Source organism: Exiguobacterium sp. MMG028 (assembly GCF_027947425.1).
Taxonomy (GTDB): domain Bacteria; phylum Bacillota; class Bacilli; order Exiguobacteriales; family Exiguobacteriaceae; genus Exiguobacterium; species Exiguobacterium aestuarii_A.
Genome location: NZ_JAQJIN010000001.1, coordinates 290,739 through 312,198 on the forward strand (window position 1 = coordinate 290,739; position 21,460 = coordinate 312,198).

At 47.8% G+C, this 21,460-nt stretch carries 23 protein-coding genes and 1 other annotated feature; of the genes, 22 read left to right on the top strand and 1 reads right to left on the bottom strand.

From position 1 onward, the window contains the following. Window positions 1–101 precede the first annotated feature (101 nt). From rarD to PJK55_RS01660, 22 genes are all read left to right on the top strand, one after another. On the top strand, window positions 102–980 hold the full coding sequence (rarD, locus tag PJK55_RS01555; RefSeq protein WP_214693116.1) for an EamA family transporter RarD: 879 nt from the start codon (window positions 102–104) through the stop codon (window positions 978–980). Between the two features lie 79 nt (window positions 981–1,059). Beyond that, window positions 1,060–1,725 carry a deoxyribose-phosphate aldolase gene (gene deoC / locus PJK55_RS01560; protein WP_271304579.1) on the top strand — a complete coding sequence of 222 codons (666 nt, stop codon included), beginning with the start codon at window positions 1,060–1,062 and terminating at the stop codon, window positions 1,723–1,725. 74 nt (window positions 1,726–1,799) lie between these two features. After that, a complete protein-coding gene (gene rpsU, locus PJK55_RS01565) occupies window positions 1,800–1,994 on the top strand; it encodes a 30S ribosomal protein S21 (protein ID WP_029334745.1) in 195 nt (64 codons plus the stop codon). A 34-nt stretch (window positions 1,995–2,028) separates the two neighbouring features. Then, window positions 2,029–2,478 (top strand): GatB/YqeY domain-containing protein, encoded by a 450-nt coding sequence (locus tag PJK55_RS01570; RefSeq protein ID WP_074033373.1) that lies wholly within the window; start codon window positions 2,029–2,031, stop codon window positions 2,476–2,478. Between the two features lie 105 nt (window positions 2,479–2,583). Further along, on the top strand, window positions 2,584–3,123 hold the full coding sequence (locus tag PJK55_RS01575) for an NfeD family protein (protein ID WP_224861488.1): 540 nt from the start codon (window positions 2,584–2,586) through the stop codon (window positions 3,121–3,123). After that, the gene (floA, locus tag PJK55_RS01580) at window positions 3,120–4,106 is read left to right on the top strand and encodes a flotillin-like protein FloA (RefSeq protein ID WP_074033371.1); all 987 of its coding nucleotides are present in this window, start codon (window positions 3,120–3,122) and stop codon (window positions 4,104–4,106) included. The genes PJK55_RS01575 and floA overlap by 4 nt, the downstream gene beginning before the upstream one ends. 5 nt (window positions 4,107–4,111) lie before the next feature. Continuing rightward, a complete protein-coding gene (locus tag PJK55_RS01585; protein ID WP_271304580.1) occupies window positions 4,112–4,534 on the top strand; it encodes a hypothetical protein in 423 nt (140 codons plus the stop codon). Window positions 4,535–4,668: 134 nt separating this feature from the next. Beyond that, entirely contained in the window at window positions 4,669–5,625 is a 957-nt protein-coding gene (locus tag PJK55_RS01590) for a PhoH family protein (RefSeq protein WP_074033920.1), read from the top strand. A 41-nt stretch (window positions 5,626–5,666) separates the two neighbouring features. Then, window positions 5,667–7,754 carry an HD family phosphohydrolase gene (locus PJK55_RS01595; RefSeq protein WP_271304581.1) on the top strand — a complete coding sequence of 696 codons (2,088 nt, stop codon included), beginning with the start codon at window positions 5,667–5,669 and terminating at the stop codon, window positions 7,752–7,754. Then, the gene (ybeY, locus tag PJK55_RS01600) at window positions 7,732–8,208 is read left to right on the top strand and encodes an rRNA maturation RNase YbeY (RefSeq protein WP_214782295.1); all 477 of its coding nucleotides are present in this window, start codon (window positions 7,732–7,734) and stop codon (window positions 8,206–8,208) included. The genes PJK55_RS01595 and ybeY overlap by 23 nt, the downstream gene beginning before the upstream one ends. Then, window positions 8,205–8,552, top strand: coding sequence for a diacylglycerol kinase family protein (locus PJK55_RS01605; protein WP_271304582.1), 348 nt, complete (start codon window positions 8,205–8,207; stop codon window positions 8,550–8,552). The genes ybeY and PJK55_RS01605 overlap by 4 nt, the downstream gene beginning before the upstream one ends. 30 nt (window positions 8,553–8,582) lie before the next feature. Beyond that, window positions 8,583–9,491, top strand: a complete 909-nt coding sequence (era, locus tag PJK55_RS01610; RefSeq protein ID WP_074033366.1) for a GTPase Era — start codon at window positions 8,583–8,585, stop codon at window positions 9,489–9,491. Window positions 9,492–9,494: 3 nt separating this feature from the next. Next, window positions 9,495–10,244, top strand: a complete 750-nt coding sequence (gene recO / locus PJK55_RS01615) for a DNA repair protein RecO (protein WP_271304583.1) — start codon at window positions 9,495–9,497, stop codon at window positions 10,242–10,244. A gap of 50 nt (window positions 10,245–10,294) precedes the next feature. Then, window positions 10,295–10,474: a binding site (T-box leader), on the top strand. Between the two features lie 65 nt (window positions 10,475–10,539). Next, window positions 10,540–11,433 (top strand): glycine--tRNA ligase subunit alpha, encoded by an 894-nt coding sequence (gene glyQ / locus PJK55_RS01620; protein WP_214760239.1) that lies wholly within the window; start codon window positions 10,540–10,542, stop codon window positions 11,431–11,433. Continuing rightward, entirely contained in the window at window positions 11,426–13,480 is a 2,055-nt protein-coding gene (gene glyS / locus PJK55_RS01625) for a glycine--tRNA ligase subunit beta (RefSeq protein WP_271304584.1), read from the top strand. Before glyQ ends, glyS begins: the two co-directional genes overlap by 8 nt. A 20-nt stretch (window positions 13,481–13,500) precedes the next feature. Beyond that, window positions 13,501–14,130, top strand: a complete 630-nt coding sequence (locus PJK55_RS01630) for a helix-turn-helix transcriptional regulator (protein WP_074033362.1) — start codon at window positions 13,501–13,503, stop codon at window positions 14,128–14,130. Then, entirely contained in the window at window positions 14,117–14,959 is an 843-nt protein-coding gene (locus PJK55_RS01635) for a pyruvate, water dikinase regulatory protein (RefSeq protein WP_271304585.1), read from the top strand. Before PJK55_RS01630 ends, PJK55_RS01635 begins: the two co-directional genes overlap by 14 nt. A gap of 127 nt (window positions 14,960–15,086) precedes the next feature. Then, on the top strand, window positions 15,087–16,898 hold the full coding sequence (dnaG, locus tag PJK55_RS01640; protein WP_271304586.1) for a DNA primase: 1,812 nt from the start codon (window positions 15,087–15,089) through the stop codon (window positions 16,896–16,898). 35 nt (window positions 16,899–16,933) lie between these two features. Next, on the top strand, window positions 16,934–18,028 hold the full coding sequence (rpoD, locus tag PJK55_RS01645) for an RNA polymerase sigma factor RpoD (RefSeq protein WP_012726640.1): 1,095 nt from the start codon (window positions 16,934–16,936) through the stop codon (window positions 18,026–18,028). Window positions 18,029–18,160: 132 nt separating this feature from the next. Further along, window positions 18,161–18,499, top strand: coding sequence for a cytochrome c550 (gene cccA / locus PJK55_RS01650; RefSeq protein ID WP_012726639.1), 339 nt, complete (start codon window positions 18,161–18,163; stop codon window positions 18,497–18,499). Between the two features lie 96 nt (window positions 18,500–18,595). Next, window positions 18,596–19,312 carry a tRNA (adenine(22)-N(1))-methyltransferase gene (locus PJK55_RS01655; RefSeq protein WP_271304587.1) on the top strand — a complete coding sequence of 239 codons (717 nt, stop codon included), beginning with the start codon at window positions 18,596–18,598 and terminating at the stop codon, window positions 19,310–19,312. Further along, on the top strand, window positions 19,312–20,424 hold the full coding sequence (locus PJK55_RS01660; protein WP_271304588.1) for a Nif3-like dinuclear metal center hexameric protein: 1,113 nt from the start codon (window positions 19,312–19,314) through the stop codon (window positions 20,422–20,424). The genes PJK55_RS01655 and PJK55_RS01660 overlap by 1 nt, the downstream gene beginning before the upstream one ends. Window positions 20,425–20,466: 42 nt before the next feature. Here PJK55_RS01660 and PJK55_RS01665 read toward each other — a convergent pair whose 3' ends face one another. Then, window positions 20,467–21,420: a 4-hydroxy-3-methylbut-2-enyl diphosphate reductase gene (locus PJK55_RS01665; RefSeq protein WP_271304589.1), complete on the bottom strand. Its 954-nt coding sequence runs from the start codon at window positions 21,418–21,420 to the stop codon at window positions 20,467–20,469. Between the last annotated feature and the right edge of the window lie 40 nt (window positions 21,421–21,460).

Consider the following 21,460-nt stretch of genomic DNA (forward strand, 5'->3'; position numbering starts at 1 on the left):
GGGACGCGATTTCGCGTCCTTTTTTCATGAAACAAAAGCCTTGTATCGGAAGTCATTCATCGACTAAACTATTTTTATCTTGAAAGAGAGCGGGTGAACGTGTGAACAAGGGAGTATGGACGACAATCGGGGCCTACGTGATGTGGGGCGTCCTCCCAATCTATTGGAAGTTTTTGCAAGAAGTGCCGAGCGGGCAAATTTTGGCACATCGTATCGTTTGGTCCTTTTTATTTATTTTACTCGTATTAAGATGGACGAATCAGTGGAAAGAGTTCGGTTACGCTCTTCGCCACCCTGCCACACGAAACGCGTTCATGTTGAACGGATTCATCGTCAGTGCAAACTGGTTCGTGTACATATGGGCTGTCAATCACGGTTATATCATCGAGGCATCCCTCGGCTATTACATTAATCCGCTTGTCAGTATGGTGTTAGGGGTGCTCGTCTTTCGGGAATCATTAAACCGAGTCCAATGGATGGCAGTCGGGATCGCGTCAATCGGCGTCCTCGTCTTGACGCTTGGATATGGCTCGTTTCCGTGGATTTCGTTCGTATTAGCGAGTACGTTTGGTTTTTATGGAATGGTGAAGAAACGGCGACCTCTCGCTTCAACAGTCAGTCTTGGGATTGAGACGTTAGCAGTCGTTCCTGTCGCGCTCATCTTTCTCAGCAATCAGGTCGTCACGGACCAGATTGCCTTCGACATGTCACCGATGATTTGGGTCGCATTGCTAGGAACAGGTGTGGTGACGGCGCTTCCGCTTCTTTTGTTTGGTTACGGGGCACAACATATCCCGTTCACACTCGTCGGATTCCTTCAATTTATCGCACCAACACTCAGCCTGATTATCGGAGTCGTCATGTATCATGAACCGTTCACAGCGTATCATGTCTTCGCATTTACTTGTATTTGGCTAGCCATCTTCTTTTTCAGTTGGAACAGTTGGGTCGTCGCTCGTAAACGTCGTCAACTCATTTGAATTTGGAAGCTGTTACATCTCGAGAAAACATGGTAATATGTTAGATGTCAGACTTATTTGTCAGAGGAGGAAATGAATAATGGAATTAGCCCGTTATATCGACCACACAGCTTTAAAAGCTGAAACAACAAAAGATCAAGTTACAAAACTTTGTGCAGAGGCACTCGAATATAAGTTCGCAAGTGTCTGTGTCAACCCGACATGGGTCAAATATGCTGCGGAGCAACTTAAGTCAGATGACGACGTCAAAGTATGTACAGTCATCGGATTCCCACTCGGAGCGAACACGCCTGAAGTGAAAGCGTTCGAAACAAAAGACGCGATCGCTAACGGTGCGGATGAAGTCGATATGGTCATCAATATCGCAGCACTCAAGGACGGCGACTACGACCTCGTAGAGCGTGACATTCGTGCGGTTGTCGAAGCGGCAAACGGTACACTCGTCAAGGTCATCTTTGAAACTTGCATGCTTACAAAAGAAGAAATTAAGAAAGCTGCTGAACTTTCAGTGAAAGCTGGAGCAGATTTCGTCAAAACATCAACTGGTTTCTCAACTGGTGGCGCAACGGTCGAAGACATTCGTCTCATGCGTGAAACAGTCGGACCAGACCTCGGCGTAAAAGCTTCAGGCGGTGTTCGTGACTTCGAAGGCGCGAAAGCAATGATCGAAGCTGGTGCGACACGCATCGGTGCTTCAGCTGGTATCGCAATCGTCACAGGCGGACGTTCAGACAGCGACTATTAATAAGTGGTTGACCACACGACTTAATTTCACTATAATATGATATGACGTGTGAAACACGTTTCCTTAGTCGTGTAATTCGGAGGGAGGGAAAACTAGTGGAAACTCGTGTCCGTAAAAACGAATCGCTTGAAGACGCTCTTCGTCGTTTCAAACGCGGTGTTTCGAAAGATGGCACACTTGCCGAAGTTCGTAAACGTCGTCACTACGAAAAGCCAAGCGTAAAACGTAAATTGAAATCAGAAGCTGCGCGTAAGCGTAAGAAATTCTGATTCCAGTTTCATTGTGTAGAGAGGGTGTTGGCTCATGAGTCTTCAAGAACGCTTGACGGACGACATGAAGCAAGCCATGCGCGCTAAACAAAAAGATCGTCTCACGACGATCCGGATGGTAAAAGCGTCGCTCCAAAATGAGGCTATCAAACTAGGCCGTCAAGATCTTACCGAGGAAGAGGAACTCACGGTGCTCAACCGAGAGATGAAACAGCGCAGAGACTCCCTCCGAGAATTCGAAAGCGCTGGTCGTGAAGACCTTGCTTCCAAAGTAGCAGAAGAGATTGTCGTCCTAGAAGCCTATATGCCTGAACAACTTTCAGAAGATGAAGTGACTGCGATCGTCCAAGCAGCAATTGCTCAAACGAATGCATCTGCTCCATCTGATATGGGTAAGGTGATGGGCGTCGTCATGCCGCAAGTCAAAGGCAAGGCAGACGGTGGTCTTGTGAACCGAATCGTCAAACAACAATTGACGAATTGATGAGAAAGCAGAACTTTTCGGGAAACCGAAAGTTTCTGCTTTTTTTTGCGTATTCTGAAACCACATTCATTCTTGTTTCGTATACACTAGAGATAGGAGATAGCTTTGAATTTGGAAGGGGGTAGCAAGACGATGACATTTGGTCTCGGAGTGATTCTGACAGTCTTTTTTGTCGGAGTCGTCCTTCTTGGAATTGAAGTGTTCGTTGCAGGGTTTGGATTGTTCGGTTTGCTTGGGATCGGAGCGGTCGTTGCCAGTTTGATCATGGCGGGTGCGACAATCGGTCAGCTATGGCTCTCCATCGGTTTGGCAGCAGCGGTGCTCACTGGACTTGGGTTCTGGGCATACCGCCGATTAAGTACGAATCGTCCGCTCATTTATAAAGGGTTGATTTTGACGGATTCGACATCGACCGAAAAAGGTTACTTGTCCCATGATGACCGTAAACAACTTCTCGGGAAAGTCGGTGTGACGTTAACACCACTTCGCCCGGCCGGTACTGCCGAAATCGACGGAGAACGTATTGACGTCGTGACAGAGGGTGGCTATCTCGATCAGCAGACAAAAATTCAGGTATATAAAGTGGATTCAGGGCGGATTGTCGTTCGGACCTTTATAGAACCGAAGGAGGATGTAACAGAATGACACCAGAACTATTGACGACGTTACTCATCACAGGTGGAGGATTGATTGCGCTTGCTGTCTTCTTCACGTTTGTACCAATCGGATTATGGATCAGCTCATTCGCAGCGGGTGTACACGTCTCGATTTTCACATTGGTCGGGATGCGCCTTCGCCGCGTCGTACCATCAAAAATTGTTAACCCACTGATTAAAGCAGTCAAGGCCGGTCTCGGTTTAAACACGAACCAACTCGAAAGTCACTTCTTGGCGGGTGGTAATGTTGACCGTGTCGTAAACGCATTGATTGCGGCACACCGCGCAAACATCGAATTATCGTTCGAGCGTGCCGCTGCCATTGACTTGGCAGGACGTAACGTACTTGAAGCCGTACAAATGTCGGTTAACCCGAAAGTCATTGAGACACCATTTATCGCCGGTGTGGCAATGGACGGGATTGAAGTGAAGGCGAAAGCGCGTATTACGGTGCGTGCCAATATCGATCGTCTCGTTGGTGGTGCAGGGGAAGAAACGATTATCGCACGTGTCGGGGAAGGTGTCGTATCAACAATCGGTTCGCAAAACAATCATAAGCACGTACTTGAGAACCCAGATATGATTTCACGTACCGTACTCACAAAAGGGTTGGATTCAGGTACGGCGTTTGAAATTCTCTCGATTGATATTGCAGATATCGATATCGGTAAGAACATCGGGGCGGTCCTTCAGACTGACCAAGCCGAAGCAGATAAAAAGATTGCCCAAGCGAAGGCGGAAGAACGCCGAGCGATGGCGATTGCTCGCGAACAGGAAATGAAGTCTTCTGTAGAGGAAATGCGTGCGAAAGTTGTCGGCGCCGAAGCGGAAGTCCCACTTGCGATGGCCGAAGCGTTGCGTAACGGTAAACTCGGCGTTATGGATTACGTGAATTACTTGAACGTTCAAGCAGATACGGAAATGCGAAAAGCGATCGGGTCCCCTATCGATTCTGAATCAGATAGTGAGTGATAAATATGGAAGGACTATGGGTACTTTTGTTAGCAGCCTTTGGGATCGCCTCGGCGGTGATGAAGCGGCTTGAAAAGTCATCGTCTTCAGGCGACCGTCCTCAGAGCAGTGAACTGAAACGCTACTTGGATTCGGTCGGAGACGTGATGAAAGAAATTGAATCGGCGTTTGACGACTCCGAATCAGAACAAAAGCCAGCACCACAAAAGGTGAGACGACGGGTAGCGCGTACCGAAGAGCGACCAGCGCCTCGGGAACGTCAAGTCGAGATGCCGAAAGTGAGTGCGCAGTTTGAACAAGCGGTGAAAATCCCTCCAATTCAGGAGGAAATCAAACCGAGACAACTGAAAGTTTCGAAAAAACAAATGCGGGAAGCTGTCATTTGGAGCGAGGTATTACAGCCTCCGGTCTCGAAACGAAAGAAGTAAGGCAAAGGCAGTAACCTCGCGTTACTGCCTTTTGCATGGGGAAAATACACGGTCTTTCTTTCACGATAGGCGTGATAGTGCTAAAGTAAAAGAGGAATAACCGATATTTAGAGGGGGCAACGTATCCATTGATTATGACTGATAAAATACCTTTCGTCATGGAACATGCGAATGAAGCACAAGCTTTACTCGGACCGAAAGATGAAGTGTTCCAAGCTATTGAGACAGAATTGAAAGTGGCACTCATTCCAAGAGGCGAGGAATTGATTATCCAAGCCGATACTGGAGAAGCACTAGAATTGACAAAACAAGTCATCCTCACGTTACAGACGTTAGTGAAAAAAGGTGCACGTCTTAACGAAAGTGACGCCATCAGTGTCATTCAACATATCCAAGTTGGAAAGGGAGACGAACTGCTCGAACATTATGAGCGTGTCGTCTTCACTACTAACAAGGGAAAACCGATTCGTGCTAAAACAGTTGGGCAGAGTCGCTATGTTCGTGCAATCGAACGACGAGACCTCGTCTTTGGAATCGGACCGGCTGGAACGGGTAAAACGTATTTAGCAGTCGTACTAGCAGCTCGTGCGTTAAAAGAAGGTCAGGTCAAACGGATTATCTTGACGCGACCTGCCGTTGAAGCAGGTGAGAACCTTGGTTTTTTACCAGGTGATCTGAAAGAGAAAGTGGATCCTTACCTTCGACCGTTATATGATGCCTTATTCGACGTCTACGGCGTTGAACAGACGAATCGCTTATTAGAACGAGGGACAATCGAAGTGGCTCCTCTCGCCTATATGCGTGGACGTACATTAGAAGATGCGTTTGTCATATTAGATGAGGCACAAAACACGACGAAAGAACAAATGAAGATGTTTTTGACGCGACTCGGTTTCGGATCGAAGATGGTGGTCACGGGGGATTTGACACAAGTCGATTTACCGAAAGGCAAGGCGTCAGGTTTACAAGAGGCGTTACGACTATTAGAGGGTGTGGATGGGATTCACTTTGAACACTTCAGTGCGTCAGACGTCGTCCGCCATCCACTCGTTAAGAAAATTATCAACGCCTATAGTACAGACCTCACATAAGGATATTAGAGAGGTCAACTATCGTGAAAGGGGGGGCACGAATGCAGCAAGCCAAACATTGGACAGTCGCGACGATCTCGTTGATTTTCTTTCTCTTACTAGGTGCCATTTTATACTTCACCGTGCGCCCATCCATTATCAGTGTGGAACCGTTAGGGATTGCCGAACAGGACATTCGGTCTCCGATTACGGTCGAGGACCGGGTGGCGACTGAACGGTTGAAGCAAGAAGTCACAAATGGTGTCGGCAGTCAGTTTTCGCTTCGCCGGGAATTTTCCGACCAACAGATTGCTAAAGTCGAGCAGTTGTTCGCAGCGTTCGACCAGACCGACGAAGAGACGGAACTTGCAGATATTAAAAACCGTCTGAACTCGACGGAAGCGAGCGGGGTACTCGCGGACGAAGAACTGAACTCACTCCTTGAGGCGACGGAAGATACGCGCCAAACCGTTGAAGACGTGACGGTGACGGCTTTGCAACAAGTGATGGATGATCGGATTGAGACGAGTAATGAAGCGGTCGCAGCGGCCAGAGACCGCGCGGCTGCAATCGTCGATCAATCACCACTCTCGTTTGAATTCCGTGCGATCGCAAAAACACTAAGCGATGAACTCATCGTTCCGAACTATGTGTTTGATTCTGAGGCGACTCGTCAGAAAGAACAAGAAGCCGTCGATGCGGTCGACCCTGTCATCATCCAAGAAGGGCAACTCCTTGTCAGCCAAGGAGAAGTCGTCACGCGTGAGATTTATCGGAAGCTAGAACTCACTGGAGCGATCGATCCAAACCGGTCACTCGCTCCACTGTTCGGATCATTCTTATTGAGCGGATTATTGACGGGCGGTTTCTTATTCATGCTTATCCGCTCGAAAATCAAAGATCTATTACTAAGCCCGAAAATATTAGTGACCGTCTATGGGTTGCTTCTGTTACAACTCGGTATCTTCTTTGGCGTCGGATACATCGGCGTCGACTACACGACGTATGCTTATCTTTTGGCACCGACCGCCTTCGTCGTATTATTACTACGTATCTTGATTGACGAGCGTGTCGCCCTCGCATCGGCGTTCATTACCATGATTGCGGGGAGTATCGTCGTCACATTCGGACAAAGCACGAACTTCATGACATTGGTATATGTCGCGACCGGAAGTTTCTTAGCCGTCTTTTTAGTCGAACCAAAAATTCAGCGGAAACGCTTGTTTTTGTCGGGCGTCTTACTCGGCATCGTGAATATCATCATGGTCATCGCGTTGCTCTTATTGCGAAACGTTCAAGTGACTTGGGAAATGGCGATGTACCTATCTGGGTTCGCCGTCATCAGTGCCCTGTTGTCCATCGTTTTGACATTTGGATTCTTGCCCTTCCTAGAGCCATGGTTTGGCGTCTTGTCGTCTGGTCGACTCGTCGAATTGATGAGTCCGACACATCCATTGCTCCGAAAGCTCTTGATGGAAGCGCCTGGCACGTATCACCATAGTATGATGGTGGCAAACTTGGCGGAATCGGCATGTGAAGCCATTGGGGCGGACGGTTTACTCGCGAGAGTGGCGAGTTATTACCACGACCTTGGGAAAACGGAACGTCCTCTTCACTTCATTGAAAATCAGCAAGGTGGAGGAAATCCGCACGATCGTCTGACACCAGAAGAGTCCGCTGACATCATCATGGCTCACCCTTATGACGGGGCCGATCTATTGAGACGCTATAAACTACCAAAGGAAATCATCGATATTGCTGAACAACATCATGGTACATCTTTATTGAAATACTTCTTTGTCAAAGCGAAAGAAGATCAGGAGAAAGAAGTGGTGGAGTCCCGATATCGTTATCCTGGTCCAAAGCCTCAAACACGTGAAGCGGCGGTCGTCATGATTGTCGACTCAATCGAAGCGGCCGTTCGTTCGCAAAAACAACCGACTCCGGAGAAAATCCGGATGCTCGTTCGTGCCATCATCCGTGATAAACTGGCAGACGGACAGTTTGAAGACTGCGATTTGACGACAAAAGAAATTTGGCGCGTCGGTGAGAGCGCATGCGAGACGTTGACGGGCTTGTTCCACGAGCGAATTGAATATCCAGAACTAAAGAAAGAGGGAGAACTACATGCAAATCATCTCGAACGATGAACATGAATTGTTGACGGTGTCTCAAATCGAGCTTGTCGAGTCGATTCTGAAACATGCCGCACAATTAGAAGAGGTAGAAGAACCGAGTGAATTGTCGGTCACCTATTTAACGAATGAAGAAATCCATGAGGTGAACCGGGAATGGAGAGGCAAAGATGCCCCGACTGATGTAATCAGCTTTGCCTTTGATGAGATGGGCGAAGACGAAATGGACTTCACACTCGATGAGGACGAACCGCATCTCCTCGGAGACTTGGTCATCTCGGTGGAACGATGCCGCGAACAAGCAGCGGACTACGGACATTCCTTTGAGCGAGAACTCGGTTTCTTGGCCATCCATGGATTCCTCCATCTGTTGGGATATGACCATATGACGCCAGAGGAAGAGGCGGAAATGACCGCAAGACAAGAGGAAGTTCTCACTCATTTCGAGTTGAAGCGAGGCAACGTGTGAGACCGTTTCGTGTGGCATGTGAGGGAATCCTCCATGCCATTCGGACAGAACGGAATATGCGTGTCCATCTCATATCCGCCCTGCTCGTATTTGCTGTCGCGATTTGGCTACAAACGACAAGGATGGAAAATCTCGTCCTCCTTGCCTGGGTGACACTAGTCCTGAGTTTAGAGCTCATGAACACGGCAATCGAACGGGCGGTCGACCTTGTCACAAAAGATGTCCATCCGCTCGCGAAGCAGGCGAAAGACGTGGCCGCGGGTGCCGTCCTCGTCGCTTCAGTCGGAGCGGCTGTGACAGCACTCATTATATTCGGTCCAAGGCTATGGAACGTGCTATACTAAGAGTTCTGAAATTGAGAAAGCAGGTGCATTATGTATCAAGAAGATTTTAAATCTGGTTTCGTGTCGATCATTGGTCGGCCGAACGTCGGGAAATCGACATTCCTTAACCGCGTGATCGGTCAAAAGATTGCCATCATGTCGGATAAACCACAAACGACACGAAATAAAGTACAAGGTGTATATACGACGGATGATTCTCAAATCATTTTCATCGATACACCGGGAATCCATAAACCGAAACACCGCCTCGGCGACTTCATGATGAAAGTGGCGACGAACGCCCTTCGCGAAGTCGATGCGATTCTTTTCATGGTGAACGTGACGGAACCTCGTGGTGCCGGAGATGATTTCATCATTGAAAAATTGAAAGGACTCGACACACCTATCATTTTGGTGATGAATAAAATCGACTTGATTCACCCGGATGAACTGCCGAAAGTGATTGAGCAATATACAAATGAATTGGACTTCGCAGCATATGTGCCAATCTCGGCATTACAAGGTAATAACGTCGAACCACTCCTAGGAGAAATTAAGAAATTGTTACCTGAAGGACCGATGTACTACCCGGCTGATCAAGTGACGGACCACCCGGAGCGATTTATCATCTCAGAGATGATTCGCGAAAAAGTGTTGCATAAGACGCGAGACGAAGTCCCGCATTCGATCGCTGTGGCAATCGAATCAATCAAGAAACGTGATAACTCGGAGATGATTGATGTTGAAGCCGTCATCATGGTGGAACGCGATTCACAAAAAGGAATCATCATCGGGAAAAAAGGGACGATGCTCCGTGAAATCGGGACAGATGCTCGTCAAGACATCGAGGCACTTCTCGGCACGAAAGTGTACTTGAACCTTTGGGTCAAAGTACAGAAAGACTGGCGTAACAAGATGGGTCAGCTTCGTGACCTCGGTTTCCGCGACGACGAGTATTAAGCCATGTTACAAAAAGTCACGGGAATCGTCATTCGTACCGTCAATTATGGTGAATCGAATAAAGTCGTGACATTGTTTTCAGAAGAGCTTGGCAAAGTTGCGATTATGGCACGAGGCGCAAAAAAACCGGGGAGTCGGTTTCATGCCTCGAGCCAACCGTTTGTAGAAGGTGTGTATATTTTCCCCTCTAGCCGTGGGCTCGCTCAGTTAAAATCATCCGATGTTATGACGTCCTATCCGGAAATCCGGAAAGATGTCGATCGGATGGCGTACGCCATGTATTGGTTAGAGCTCGTCGACCGGTCTGTCGAGGATCGGGTACAAAATCGTCCGCTCTTTCGGATTTTACAGGATGCGCTTCAAGCATTGAATGCGGGCATGGACGCAGATGTGATCACCCATCATCTCGAACTGCGTATCTTGCATCTTCTAGGTGTTTCTCCTGTGCTGACAGGGTGTGTCCGCTGTGGGGACGTGACGGACCCGATGTATTTCTCGGTCGCTTCTGGCGGTTTTTTATGTGGGCGGCATCGAGAAGAGGGAGCGGTTCCATTATCAGAACGTCTCGCCAAATTGCTTTACTTGATGAGTAAACACGAACTGTCAGAATTTCGGAACGTACCGTTATCGAACGACTCTAGACTCCTCTTGCGTCAACTCTTTGATGTATACATGGAGTCATATAGCGGACTCCGATTGAAGACGAAACGAGTGCTCGACCAAATGATCCGGCTTCATCTGAATGAGGATTGACTTTTCAAACTGAATTCGATACGATGAGTTACGATTAGACAAATGAAATAGCGTGCGCGATGAAGGAAAAAAGTAACTCTTTCTGTCATGAATAAAGCGAGTTCGGGGTGGTGTGAGCCGAGCGTCATGAGAAGAGTGAATGGCGATTCCAGAGCGCCCACATCTTTTAAGAGTGGCCCCGTTGTTGGGGCAAGTAGGGTGGAACCGCGGGAATCAATCCCGTCCCTATGTGCTAGGCACATAGGGGCGTTTTTTTGTCGTTTCAATACTATTGGAGGTGTCATTTATGAAGCACATGACTGTGCAAGAGATTATTCTCACGCTACAAAACTTTTGGGCATCGAAAGGCTGTTTGACGATGCAAGCGTACGATGTGGAAAAAGGAGCAGGGACGATGAACCCGATGACGTTCCTTCGAAGCCTTGGTCCAGAGCCTTGGAACGTTTGTTACACGGAACCGTCACGCCGCCCGGCTGACGGACGTTATGGGGAGAACCCGAACCGCCTGTATCAACACCATCAGTTCCAGGTGATCATGAAACCGTCGCCGAGCAACATCCAAGAGTTGTACTTAGAAAGTCTCGAGTTGATTGGAATCAACCCGCTCGAGCATGACATCCGCTTCGTCGAAGATAACTGGGAAAACCCGACATTCGGAGCAGCCGGTCTCGGTTGGGAAGTATGGCTGAACGGGATGGAAATCACGCAATTCACGTATTTCCAACAAGTCGGGGGAATTGAGTGTGACCCGATTGCAGTTGAAATCACATACGGTCTCGAACGCCTCGCTTCGTACATTCAGGAAGTCGAGAGCGTATTCGACCTCGTTTGGACGGATGGATTTAAGTATGGAGACATCTTCTACCAGCCTGAGTTCGAACATTCGAAATATACGTTCGAGTTATCAGATGTCGATATGCTCTTCACGCTATTTGACACATATGAGAAGGAAGCAAAACGTGCTCTCGAAGAAAATCTCGTCTTCCCTGCGTACGATTACATTTTGAAATGTTCACATACGTTCAACTTGTTAGACGCAAAAGGTGCGATTTCCGTGACAGAACGTACTGGATTCATCCAACGCGTCCGTAATATGTCACGTGCATGTGCTGCTAAATTTATCGAAGAACGGGAACGCCTTGACTTCCCGCTTTTGAAACAAGAGAAAGCAGGTGACTTGAATGCGTGACCTTTTACTAGAGATTGGATTAGAAGAATTACCGGCTCAATACGTCTTGCGCTCAGAGAAGCAATTGGCAGAGCGCATCGATGCGTTCTTGAAAGAAGCGCGTGTTGAATTTGGTTCAATCGATGTGTATTCTACACCTCGTCGTTTAGCTGTAATCGTTCGCGACGTGGCAGAAACACAACAAGACTTGACGGAAACCCTTCGTGGGCCTGCGAAGAAGATTGCTCAAGACGCTGAAGGGAACTGGTCGAAAGCGGCAGAAGGCTTTGCTCGTGGTCGTGGATTAACAGTAGAAGACTTATACTTCGCCGAAGAAAAAGGTGTTGAATACGTCTTCGCAGAACGTCATGAGGCGGGTCAAGATACGATGTCGTTATTGAATGGCCTTGAAGATGTCGTTCGGAGCTTGACGTTCCCGAAAAACATGAAGTGGGGAACGAGCAGTTTACGCTACATGCGTCCGATTCGTTGGTTGATTGCCCTCTCCGGTCAAGACGTCATCGACTTTACGATTGAAGGCGTGAAAACAGGGAATGTGACGAGAGGTCACCGTTTCCTCAGCAAGGGAGATGTCGTCGTCGAGTCACCTGCTGAATATGTGAAAGCGCTAGAGGCTGCATTTGTCATGGCAAGCTACGAGACACGTAAAGCCGAAATCGAACGTCAAATTCAAACGCTTGCGACAAATCAAGGGTGGACGATTCCGCTTGATGCCGACTTGTTAGAGGAAGTCACGAACTTAGTCGAGTGGCCGACTGCCCTCTTTGGTGAATTTGATGAGACGTATCTTGAATTACCGGAAGAAGTTCTCATTACAACGATGAAAGAGCACCAGCGCTATTTCCCGGTATATGTTGATGGAACGTTGAAAAACTATTTCGTTACCGTTCGAAACGGGAACGCCGATCATCTTGAAAACGTCGCACGTGGGAACGAAAAGGTCATCCGTGCGCGTCTTGCGGATGCGGTCTTCTTCTACGAAGAAGACAAGAAGACAAAAATCGATGATCAGCTTGCACGTCTCGACCGAATCGTTTTCCACGAAAAATTAGGAACGACTGGTGCGAAAGCGCGACGTGTGACCGAAATCGCACAAGCCCTTGCTCCTTTGTTTGATGCGGACCTTGAAAAAGTAAATCGTGCTGGTGCGATTCATAAGTTTGATCTTGTCAGCCAGATGGTTTACGAGTTCACAGAGCTTCAAGGAATCATGGGTGAGAAGTATGCCCTTCAACAAGGTGAGGACAAGGAAGTAGCTGCGGCGATTCGTGAGCACTACATGCCACGTTTCGCTGGTGATTCGTCTCCGGAGACGGCAACAGGTGCCGTGCTTGCTCTCGCAGATAAGCTCGATTCGATTGCTGCGTTCTTTGGTATCGGCATGATCCCGAGTGGTTCACAAGATCCGTTCGCACTTCGTCGGCAAGCACAAGGGGTCGTACAAATCCTTGGGGATTGGAAGATCGATCTCTCAATCGACAAACTTCTTTCGAAAGTTGTCGAATTACAACTGGAGGCAGGACTCTATGAAGCCGATAAAGAACAAGTCAAGGCACAGCTCGTGGAGTTCTTTACACTTCGCTTGAAATATCGCTTGCAAGAACAGCAGGTTCGCTATGACGTGATTGATGCCGTGTTGACGACTACGCTTACGGTGGACCGTCTTGATGCTCGTGCACATGCGATTCAACAATTCGTTTCGACGGACGCGAAGTCATTGATCGAGCAATTGTCACGCGTCGTCAATATCTCGAAAAAAGGTGAGCCAGGAGACGTCGATCCGTCATTGTTTGAAAACGACCAAGAGGTTGCATTACATGAAGCGATCGAACAGACTGCTCCTGAAGCGATGACTGCCGTTCAAACAGGAGACTACAACAAAGCGCTTCAACTTCTTCAGACGCTTGAATCACCAATTATGATGTATTTCGAACATACAATGGTCATGAGTGATGACGAGGCGGTACGCCAAAACCGACTCCACGAAATGAACCGACTTGCTACGACGATTAAGAGTGTCGCAGACTTCAACGCGCTCGTACTCTAACAAACTAGAGGGGGTTGGCTATGCAACTGAATGAACGCCAACAAAAAATCGTCGAGATTGTAAAAGAAAATGGACCGATTACAGGGGAGCAAATCGCGCAGGAATTATCGCTGACGCGTGCGACCTTGCGTCCAGATCTTGCGATTTTGACGATGACAGGAATACTTGAAGCAAGGCCTCGCGTCGGCTACACGTTCGTTGGCAAACGGAATTCGTCGATGCTCCGCGAAAAGCTAGATTCCTTAACGGTCGGAGATTTTATGTCCTCTGCGAAAGTCGTTCGGGATGAGATGACGGTATACGATGCGATTGTCACGCTCTTCTTAGAAGATGTGGGCTCGCTGTTCGTTGTCGGACGTGACAGAGAACTCGTAGGAGTACTGTCACGTAAAGACCTCCTCCGCGCAGCAATTGGGAATCAAGATTTAGATCAATTGCCGGTCAACGTCATCATGACACGCATGCCGAATATCACGGTTTGCGAGAAAAGCGAGACATTGATTCGTGCGGGAATGAAATTGATTGAGAAGCAAATCGATGCAATGCCTGTCGTTGAAGAGAAGGATGGCAAATTGATTGTTCTCGGTCGGATGACGAAAACGAACATGACGAAGGTGCTCATTGCGTTAGCGAACGATGAGTCGATTTGAGGAGGAAACCGATTTGACTACGAAACAACTCGTTTTTGTGGTAAGTGACTCGGTCGGAGAGACATGTGAGCTCGTCGTCCGAGCAGCGAGTATCCAATTCCATGAGAATGCAATCGAAACGCTCCGAATCCCATTCGTTGAGGATGAGCAGACGATTATCGATGTGGTTACACAAGCGAAGGCGCAACACGCAATCATTGCATTCACGCTCGTCAATGAAGAACATCGCGCGCTTCTCATGAGGCTCGGGGAAGAACACCAGGTCAAGACGGTTGACTTGCTTGGTGATTTACTCGATGTCTTATCGGGACAACTGAAAGAAGCCCCACGTGAAAAACCGGGACTCATCTATCGCTTGGACGATGATTATTTCCGCAAAATCGAAGCGATGGAATTTGCCGTCAAATATGACGATGGTCGAGACCCGCGTGGTCTGAAGAAAGCCGACATCGTACTTGTCGGCGTCTCACGAACATCGAAGACACCACTGTCTCAATATTTAGCATTGAAGCGATATAAAGTCGCGAACGTCCCGCTCGTACCAGAATCACGACCTCCAGAGGAGTTATTCGACTTACCGGCAGAACGGTGTGTCGGGTTAATCATCTCTCCAGAGAAGTTGATTTCGATTCGAATGGAGCGCCTCAAGTCACTCGGTTTGAAACCGGAAGCGGACTACGCACAACTTGAACGAATCAACCGAGAACTCGAATATGCTCGCGGGATTTATGAACGAATCGGTTGTGATGTGATCGATGTGACGAACAAGGCGGTCGAAGAGACGGCGGGTATTATCTTACGTCATCTCGAACAATCAAAAGACGACTAATGTGCATAAGTGTTTCAATTAGTAATCGTTGCTTTGAGAGGGTATAATAGAGTATTGACAGTACAGTGAAACGGAACGTGATGAGCGTTCCGTTTCGTTGCGAGATTGGAAACAGGGAGTGGTCAAGATGCCACGGATACCAGATGAAGTCATCGCAGAAGTGAAGCAAGCGACAGATATCGTCGAATTGATTGGCGAGCGTGTCGAATTAAAGAAACAAGGGCATCGGCTTGTCGGGTTATGTCCATTTCATTCCGAAAACTCACCGTCTTTTTCCGTTTCACCTGAAAAAGGGATGTATCACTGCTTCGGTTGTGGTGCCGGAGGGAACGTGTTCACGTTCGTGATGGAGACGGAAGGATTATCTTTTCCTGAGACAGTCGAGCGCTTAGCAACGCGCGCGAATATTTCAGTAGACGGTATACAAGGGGACGAAGAACTCACACGTGAACAAGTATGGCGCAAACAAATGCGTGATGCACATCGACTCGTCGCGGACTTGTACCATGAAGTCTTGATGAAAACGGAAGCTGGCGAAGTGGGATTGTCGTATTTGCGAAACCGTGATTTATCGGAAGAAACGATTGCGCAATACAAGATTGGATTTGCCCCAGACCAACGGCGCTTTACTGTCGAGTTGTTGGAGCGGCGAGGGTTTGATTTAGAAGTGATGGTTGAGGCAGGTTTAATCTCGAAGTCCAAATCCGGTGAATATTTTGACCGATTTGAAGGACGGGTCGTCTTTCCGATTGCGGATCGAGACGGCACCATCGTTGGCTTCAGCGGACGTGCGATTGATGACCGACAACCAAAATACGTGAATACGGCTGAAACACCGCTATTCAACAAGAGTGAATTGCTATTTGGCTTCTCTCAAGCCCGGGCATTGATGCGTAAGAAAAAACGAGTCTTCCTTGTAGAAGGGAACGTAGATGTCTTACAAGTCGCGCAAGCGGGTACACAAGAAGTTGTGGCATCACTTGGGACTGCCTTCTCTCCACAACATGCAAGAGCATTGTCACGAATCGTGGAAGAAGTCATCATCTGTTATGACGGAGACCATGCGGGACAAGAGGCGACTCAAAAAGTCATTCGCTTATTAGAGTCATCACCTCTCGATGTACAAGTTTTACCGTTACCCGAAAAGACAGACCCGGATGATTATATACGTCAACACGGGGCGTCGCATTGGCAACAGTTTGTCGAGACGGAACAGTTGAGCGTGCTCGATTTTATGAATCGCATGCTCAGACGAGGAAAAAACTTGAACCGAGAAGGAGAACGGATTCGCTTTATTGAATCTATGCTTGAAGAGATCGGTAAGACGAATGATTCGATTCGAAGAGATTTATATGTGAAAAAACTGGCGGATGAATTTGAGATTCCGATTGAGACGCTTCGTTCGAGAATCCCTCGTCCGACGTTAAGCGAATCGACACCCGTCCGTTCGATGGAGCCTGCGGAACCTGTACGAAAGCGTTCGAGTAAAACGGGCGAACCCCGCTGGATGAAAGCAGAGAAGTATTTGTTACGTGCCATGTTGACCGGACCGGAACAAGTCCGTTTCGTACGCGATCGTCTAGGGCTCCGTTATCAGGATGAAACACATCGTATGTTAGGCTCGGCATTATATGAAATCGTCTCTGAGACGATGACACAAGATGAGTTCGATCAAGTGACGTTACCGTTTATGGAGCGTTACTGCGACCAACGTCCCGATTATGCGATGCGTTTTGCGGAGATCCGACTGATGGCTGGACCGGATGAACTGTCTGAAGAGGTTTTAGACGAATACATTCGGGTCATAAACAGTTATGAGGAGCAACGTCAAATCGAGCGTGCAAAAAGGGAAATCGCTCAAGACGCCGAAAGTATTGTTGACCAGGCGTCCAAGCTACAAGAATTGATTGCCCGTAGTCGTCGTCTACGAGAACGATGAACGTGGATGAAGTTTGGAAGGAGTTGAACTGCTAAATGGCAGAGAAGAAGAAAGAGGATTTATTTAACGCCATAGAAGAGCTCGAAAAGTTAGGAAAGAAAAAAGGCGTCGTCTCAATGCAAGCCATCCAAGACCGCCTCAGTCATTTTGAGGTGGACTCGGATTTCATTGATAACTTCATCGAAGATTTAGAAGCGAAAGATATCCGTGTCACAGAGGACGCAGCTGACGCAGAAGAAACACCTGCGAAAAAAGAAGATGAAGAAGTCGACTTAAACGACTTATCGGTACCACCTGGAATTAAGATCAACGACCCGGTTCGAATGTATTTGAAAGAAATCGGTCGTGTCGACCTTCTCAGTGCGAAAGATGAGACAGAGCTTGCGAAACGAATCGAGCAAGGAGACGAAGAAGCGAAAAAACGTCTTGCTGAAGCGAACCTTCGTCTCGTCGTTTCGATTGCGAAACGTTATGTCGGTCGTGGAATGCTCTTCCTTGATTTGATTCAAGAAGGAAACATGGGCCTCATTAAAGCGGTCGAAAAATTCGACTACATGAAAGGGTTCAAATTCTCGACTTATGCGACATGGTGGATTCGTCAGGCCATCACTCGTGCGATTGCTGACCAAGCGCGTACAATCCGGATCCCGGTTCACATGGTCGAAACAATCAACAAATTGATTCGCGTTCAACGTCAATTGCTCCAAGATCTCGGACGCGAACCTTCTCCAGAAGAGATTGCGAAAGAGATGGAACTCACACCTGAAAAAGTACGTGAGATTCTAAAAATCGCGCAAGAACCGGTGTCACTTGAAACACCGATTGGGGAAGAGGACGATTCACATCTCGGTGACTTCATTGAAGACCAAGATGCGATGGCCCCACAAGATGCGGCAGCCTATGAATTGTTAAAAGAACAGTTAGAAGACGTGCTCGATACGTTGACGGACCGTGAAGAAAACGTTCTTCGTCTTCGTTTCGGCTTAGACGATGGTCGTACACGTACACTTGAAGAAGTCGGAAAAGTGTTCGGCGTCACGCGTGAGCGGATTCGTCAGATCGAGGCGAAAGCTCTTCGTAAATTACGTCACCCAAGTCGTTCTAAACGCTTGAAAGACTTCCTCGATTAAGTTCATATTTGAATAAAGTGTGAAGTTTTAGAAGAAAGGAAGGAAAATGAGTGATTTTCCTTCCTTCTTTATTATTTTTTGAGTAAAATAGTGTTGGATAGAAATTTGGAATGAACATGAGGGGGAACTACAATGCGTAATCCATTGTTACCGTTTGCGGCAATCGCAATCGTCGCAATTATTGCCATGGTATCATTATCGTATTTTGGTGTGAATCAGGCGCAACAAGCGGCTGAAGGTCCAGCAGTCACTGAAATGAACCCAGAAGAGTTATATGCAGCGAAGGGTTGCACAGGTTGCCACGGCGGAAACCTTGAAGGTGGCGTTGGTCCAGCACTTACTGGTGTTGGCGATCGTCTTTCGCCAGAAGAAATCGCAAACATCATTGTCAACGGACAAGGTGCGATGCCTGCAGGTCTTGCATCAGCTGAAGAAGCAGAAGTGCTTGCGAACTGGTTGATTGAACAATAAGAAGTGGCGCACTCCGTAGCGGGGTGCGTTTTTTGTTGTCGAAGTGTAAAGAATTCGATACGCTAGGGAAGAAGTAGAACAAAGGAGTTGTCTTACATGCAAGAACGTGTCATCTTAGATCGGCGCTTGAAGCAAGTTGTCGATTATATCCCGAAAGGAAGCGTGCTCGCTGATATTGGTTCAGATCACGCATATGTGCCATGCTATGCTCTTCAACAAGGAATCATTTCAAAAGGGATTGCTGGCGAAGTAAATGTTGGTCCGATGGAGGCCGCGAAAGCGCAAGTGGACTTGATTGGAGCCCGAGAAGTCATCGATGTGCGTCTCGGTGATGGTCTCGCTGTACTACAAGAAGACGAAGCGACATGTATTTCGATTTGTGGGATGGGAGGCAGTTTGATTCGTTCGATTCTAGAATCCGGGAAAGAGAAGCTCGGTGCAGTCGAGCGTCTGATTCTTCAACCGAATGTCGACGGACAACACGTTCGGAGTTGGCTACTTGAGAACGGATATGTTCTCGTTGAAGAAGCGATTGTCGAAGAAAATGATAAAGTATATGAGATTCTCGTCGGCGAAAAAGGGTCTGAGACGATGTATAGTGACGATCTCACAGAACGGACTTGGCAACTATTATTCGGTCCATATTTGATTCAGGAACGCCCTGAGGCGTTCAAACTGAAGTGGAGTCGTGAAGCGGATAAGCTCGAATACGTACTCGGTCAAATGGCAGATGGCATTCAGTCAGAGGCGTTGGTTCAAAAACAAATCGAATTCAAACGGATGCGTGACAAAATGAGAGAGGTGAGTCAGTAATGGCGAACGGCAATCAAGTGATCCAGTTGTTTGAAGAGTTTGCGCCAAAGCACTTAGCAGTCGAAGGCGATAAAATCGGCTTGCAAATCGGATCGCTCAATAAAGAGGTCAAGCGGGTCATGGTAACGCTCGATGTGCTTGAATCGGTCGTGGATGAAGCGATTGAGAAAAAGGTGGATTTGATCATTGCCCATCATCCGCCTATCTTTAGTCCGTTATCTCAAGTCAATGATCGTTCTACGGCAGGGAAAATCACGATGAAATGTATTCAGCATGACATCGCGGTCTACGTGGCACATACAAATTTAGATGTTTGTGTTGGCGGTGTGAACGATTGGATGAGTGAAGCAATCGGGTTGCACGACACAAAAGTACTCGTACCAACGTATGAGGAGCCAGTCTATAAATTAACGGTGTTCGTGCCGGAATCACACGCAGAAGCCGTGTCACGTGCATTAGGCAAAGCAGGTGCCGGACATATCGGAGACTATGCGGATTGTCAGTTCCGTGTTTCTGGAAAAGGACAATTCACTCCGCTCGAAGGAACGACTCCATTCATTGGTAGAGTTCACGAGACAGAACAAGTCGATGAGATTCGAATCGAGACGGTCGTTCGCGAAAGTCAGAAGAAGCGAGTCTTGAAAGCGATGAAAGATGCTCATCCTTATGAAGAAGTGGCATACGACATGATTCGAGATGAGATTGAAGGGCACGTATATGGCTTAGGACGTATCGGTAAACTTGAACAGGCATTAACACTTGAAGCGTTCGCTGACCATGTGAAAACAAGCTTTGGAGTGGAAGGTGTCCGTTTCGTCGGAGACCCGAAACGATTGATTGAGAAAGTGGCTGTACTTGGAGGGGACGGAAACAAATATGTTTCCGCTGCACATTTCAAAGGAGCAGATGCTTACGTAACGGGTGATTTATACTTCCACGTGGCGCATGATGCGATGGCGTTAGGACTCGCGGTCGTCGACCCAGGACACCATGTCGAAAGTGTCATGAAGCATGGCGTGGTCGGGATTCTCACAGAGAAGTTTCAGAAAGCAAAAATTGATGTCGAGTTGATGATTTCCGAAGCGAACACGAACCCGTTTCAATTCAGATGACAAAAAAATCCCCCATTTTCTCGTTGAGAATGGGGGATTCGTTCACTTACGTAATGCCTTTACTTTCGGTAAGATACTGCGAAGTTCGAGATATGGTGTTTTATCATGTGTACTCAAATCTTCTGGGTCGTACTGTGACAAGAAATCGATGACCTTTTTCGTGATTGGTGTCGGTGTAGATGCGCCAGACGTCACGGCGACGGTCTCGACACCCTCGAGCCAGTTCAAATCAAGTTCGCTCAAATCGCCGATGCGATATGCATTTGTGCCGGCAATCTCTTTAGAGACTTGCGCCAAACGATTCGAGTTATTTGATTTTGGATCGCCGACGACGATTAATAATTCGCAGTCTCCGGCTTGTTCGGCCACGGCTTCTTGACGAACTTGAGTCGCATTACAAATTTCGTTATGCACTTCAACGTGTGGATAGCGGGACTGAATCGTCTCAATCAGTGCAGAGACATCCCATTGGCTCATCGTCGTCTGGTTCGTCACGAGAATTTTCCGATCGAATAACCGACTCGGTAACTGATCGATTTCATGGTCATATTGAATCAAATGAACATGGTTCGGTGCGACTCCAATCGCGCCCTCTGGTTCTGGGTGGCCATGTTTTCCAATATAGATGACGTCATATCCTTCGGCTGTTTTTTCCCGAATCAAGTCGTGTGTGACGAGGACGTCAGGACAAGAGGCATCAACAATCGTCAATCCTTTTTCAATGGCACGTTTACGGACGAGTGGGGAAATCCCGTGCGCCGTGAAGACGACCGTTCCGCGATCGATCGTTTCAAGCGCCTGCATCCGGTCCTCACCGTCAACGGTTTTGACACCGAGATCCTCGAACGCCTGTGTGACATGACGGTTATGGACAATCATTCCGAGTATATGAATCGGGCGTGGCAAATCTGGATTTGCAACTGCCTCATTTGCGAGTTTCATGGCATCAACGACACCATAGCAATATCCGCGTGGACTAATTTTTTTAACTTTCATATGAAGACGAAGGCTCCTTTCGAAGTGCTTTCATACATAT

What these genes read in the sequence shown, in the direction of transcription:
- deoC (WP_271304579.1), top strand. Translation starts at nt 1,060, where the DNA reads ATGGAATTAGCCCGTTATATCGACCACACAGCTTTAAAAGCTGAAACA.
- PJK55_RS01570 (WP_074033373.1), top strand. Translation starts at nt 2,029, where the DNA reads ATGAGTCTTCAAGAACGCTTGACGGACGACATGAAGCAAGCCATGCGC.
- floA (WP_074033371.1), top strand. Translation starts at nt 3,120, where the DNA reads ATGACACCAGAACTATTGACGACGTTACTCATCACAGGTGGAGGATTG.
- PJK55_RS01585 (WP_271304580.1), top strand. Translation starts at nt 4,112, where the DNA reads ATGGAAGGACTATGGGTACTTTTGTTAGCAGCCTTTGGGATCGCCTCG.
- PJK55_RS01590 (WP_074033920.1), top strand. Translation starts at nt 4,669, where the DNA reads ATGACTGATAAAATACCTTTCGTCATGGAACATGCGAATGAAGCACAA.
- PJK55_RS01595 (WP_271304581.1), top strand. Translation starts at nt 5,667, where the DNA reads ATGCAGCAAGCCAAACATTGGACAGTCGCGACGATCTCGTTGATTTTC.
- ybeY (WP_214782295.1), top strand. Translation starts at nt 7,732, where the DNA reads ATGCAAATCATCTCGAACGATGAACATGAATTGTTGACGGTGTCTCAA.
- era (WP_074033366.1), top strand. Translation starts at nt 8,583, where the DNA reads ATGTATCAAGAAGATTTTAAATCTGGTTTCGTGTCGATCATTGGTCGG.
- recO (WP_271304583.1), top strand. Translation starts at nt 9,495, where the DNA reads ATGTTACAAAAAGTCACGGGAATCGTCATTCGTACCGTCAATTATGGT.
- glyQ (WP_214760239.1), top strand. Translation starts at nt 10,540, where the DNA reads ATGACTGTGCAAGAGATTATTCTCACGCTACAAAACTTTTGGGCATCG.
- glyS (WP_271304584.1), top strand. Translation starts at nt 11,426, where the DNA reads ATGCGTGACCTTTTACTAGAGATTGGATTAGAAGAATTACCGGCTCAA.
- PJK55_RS01630 (WP_074033362.1), top strand. Translation starts at nt 13,501, where the DNA reads ATGCAACTGAATGAACGCCAACAAAAAATCGTCGAGATTGTAAAAGAA.
- PJK55_RS01635 (WP_271304585.1), top strand. Translation starts at nt 14,117, where the DNA reads ATGAGTCGATTTGAGGAGGAAACCGATTTGACTACGAAACAACTCGTT.
- dnaG (WP_271304586.1), top strand. Translation starts at nt 15,087, where the DNA reads ATGCCACGGATACCAGATGAAGTCATCGCAGAAGTGAAGCAAGCGACA.
- rpoD (WP_012726640.1), top strand. Translation starts at nt 16,934, where the DNA reads ATGGCAGAGAAGAAGAAAGAGGATTTATTTAACGCCATAGAAGAGCTC.
- cccA (WP_012726639.1), top strand. Translation starts at nt 18,161, where the DNA reads ATGCGTAATCCATTGTTACCGTTTGCGGCAATCGCAATCGTCGCAATT.
- PJK55_RS01655 (WP_271304587.1), top strand. Translation starts at nt 18,596, where the DNA reads ATGCAAGAACGTGTCATCTTAGATCGGCGCTTGAAGCAAGTTGTCGAT.
- PJK55_RS01660 (WP_271304588.1), top strand. Translation starts at nt 19,312, where the DNA reads ATGGCGAACGGCAATCAAGTGATCCAGTTGTTTGAAGAGTTTGCGCCA.
- PJK55_RS01665 (WP_271304589.1), bottom strand. Translation starts at nt 21,420, where the DNA reads ATGAAAGTTAAAAAAATTAGTCCACGCGGATATTGCTATGGTGTCGTT.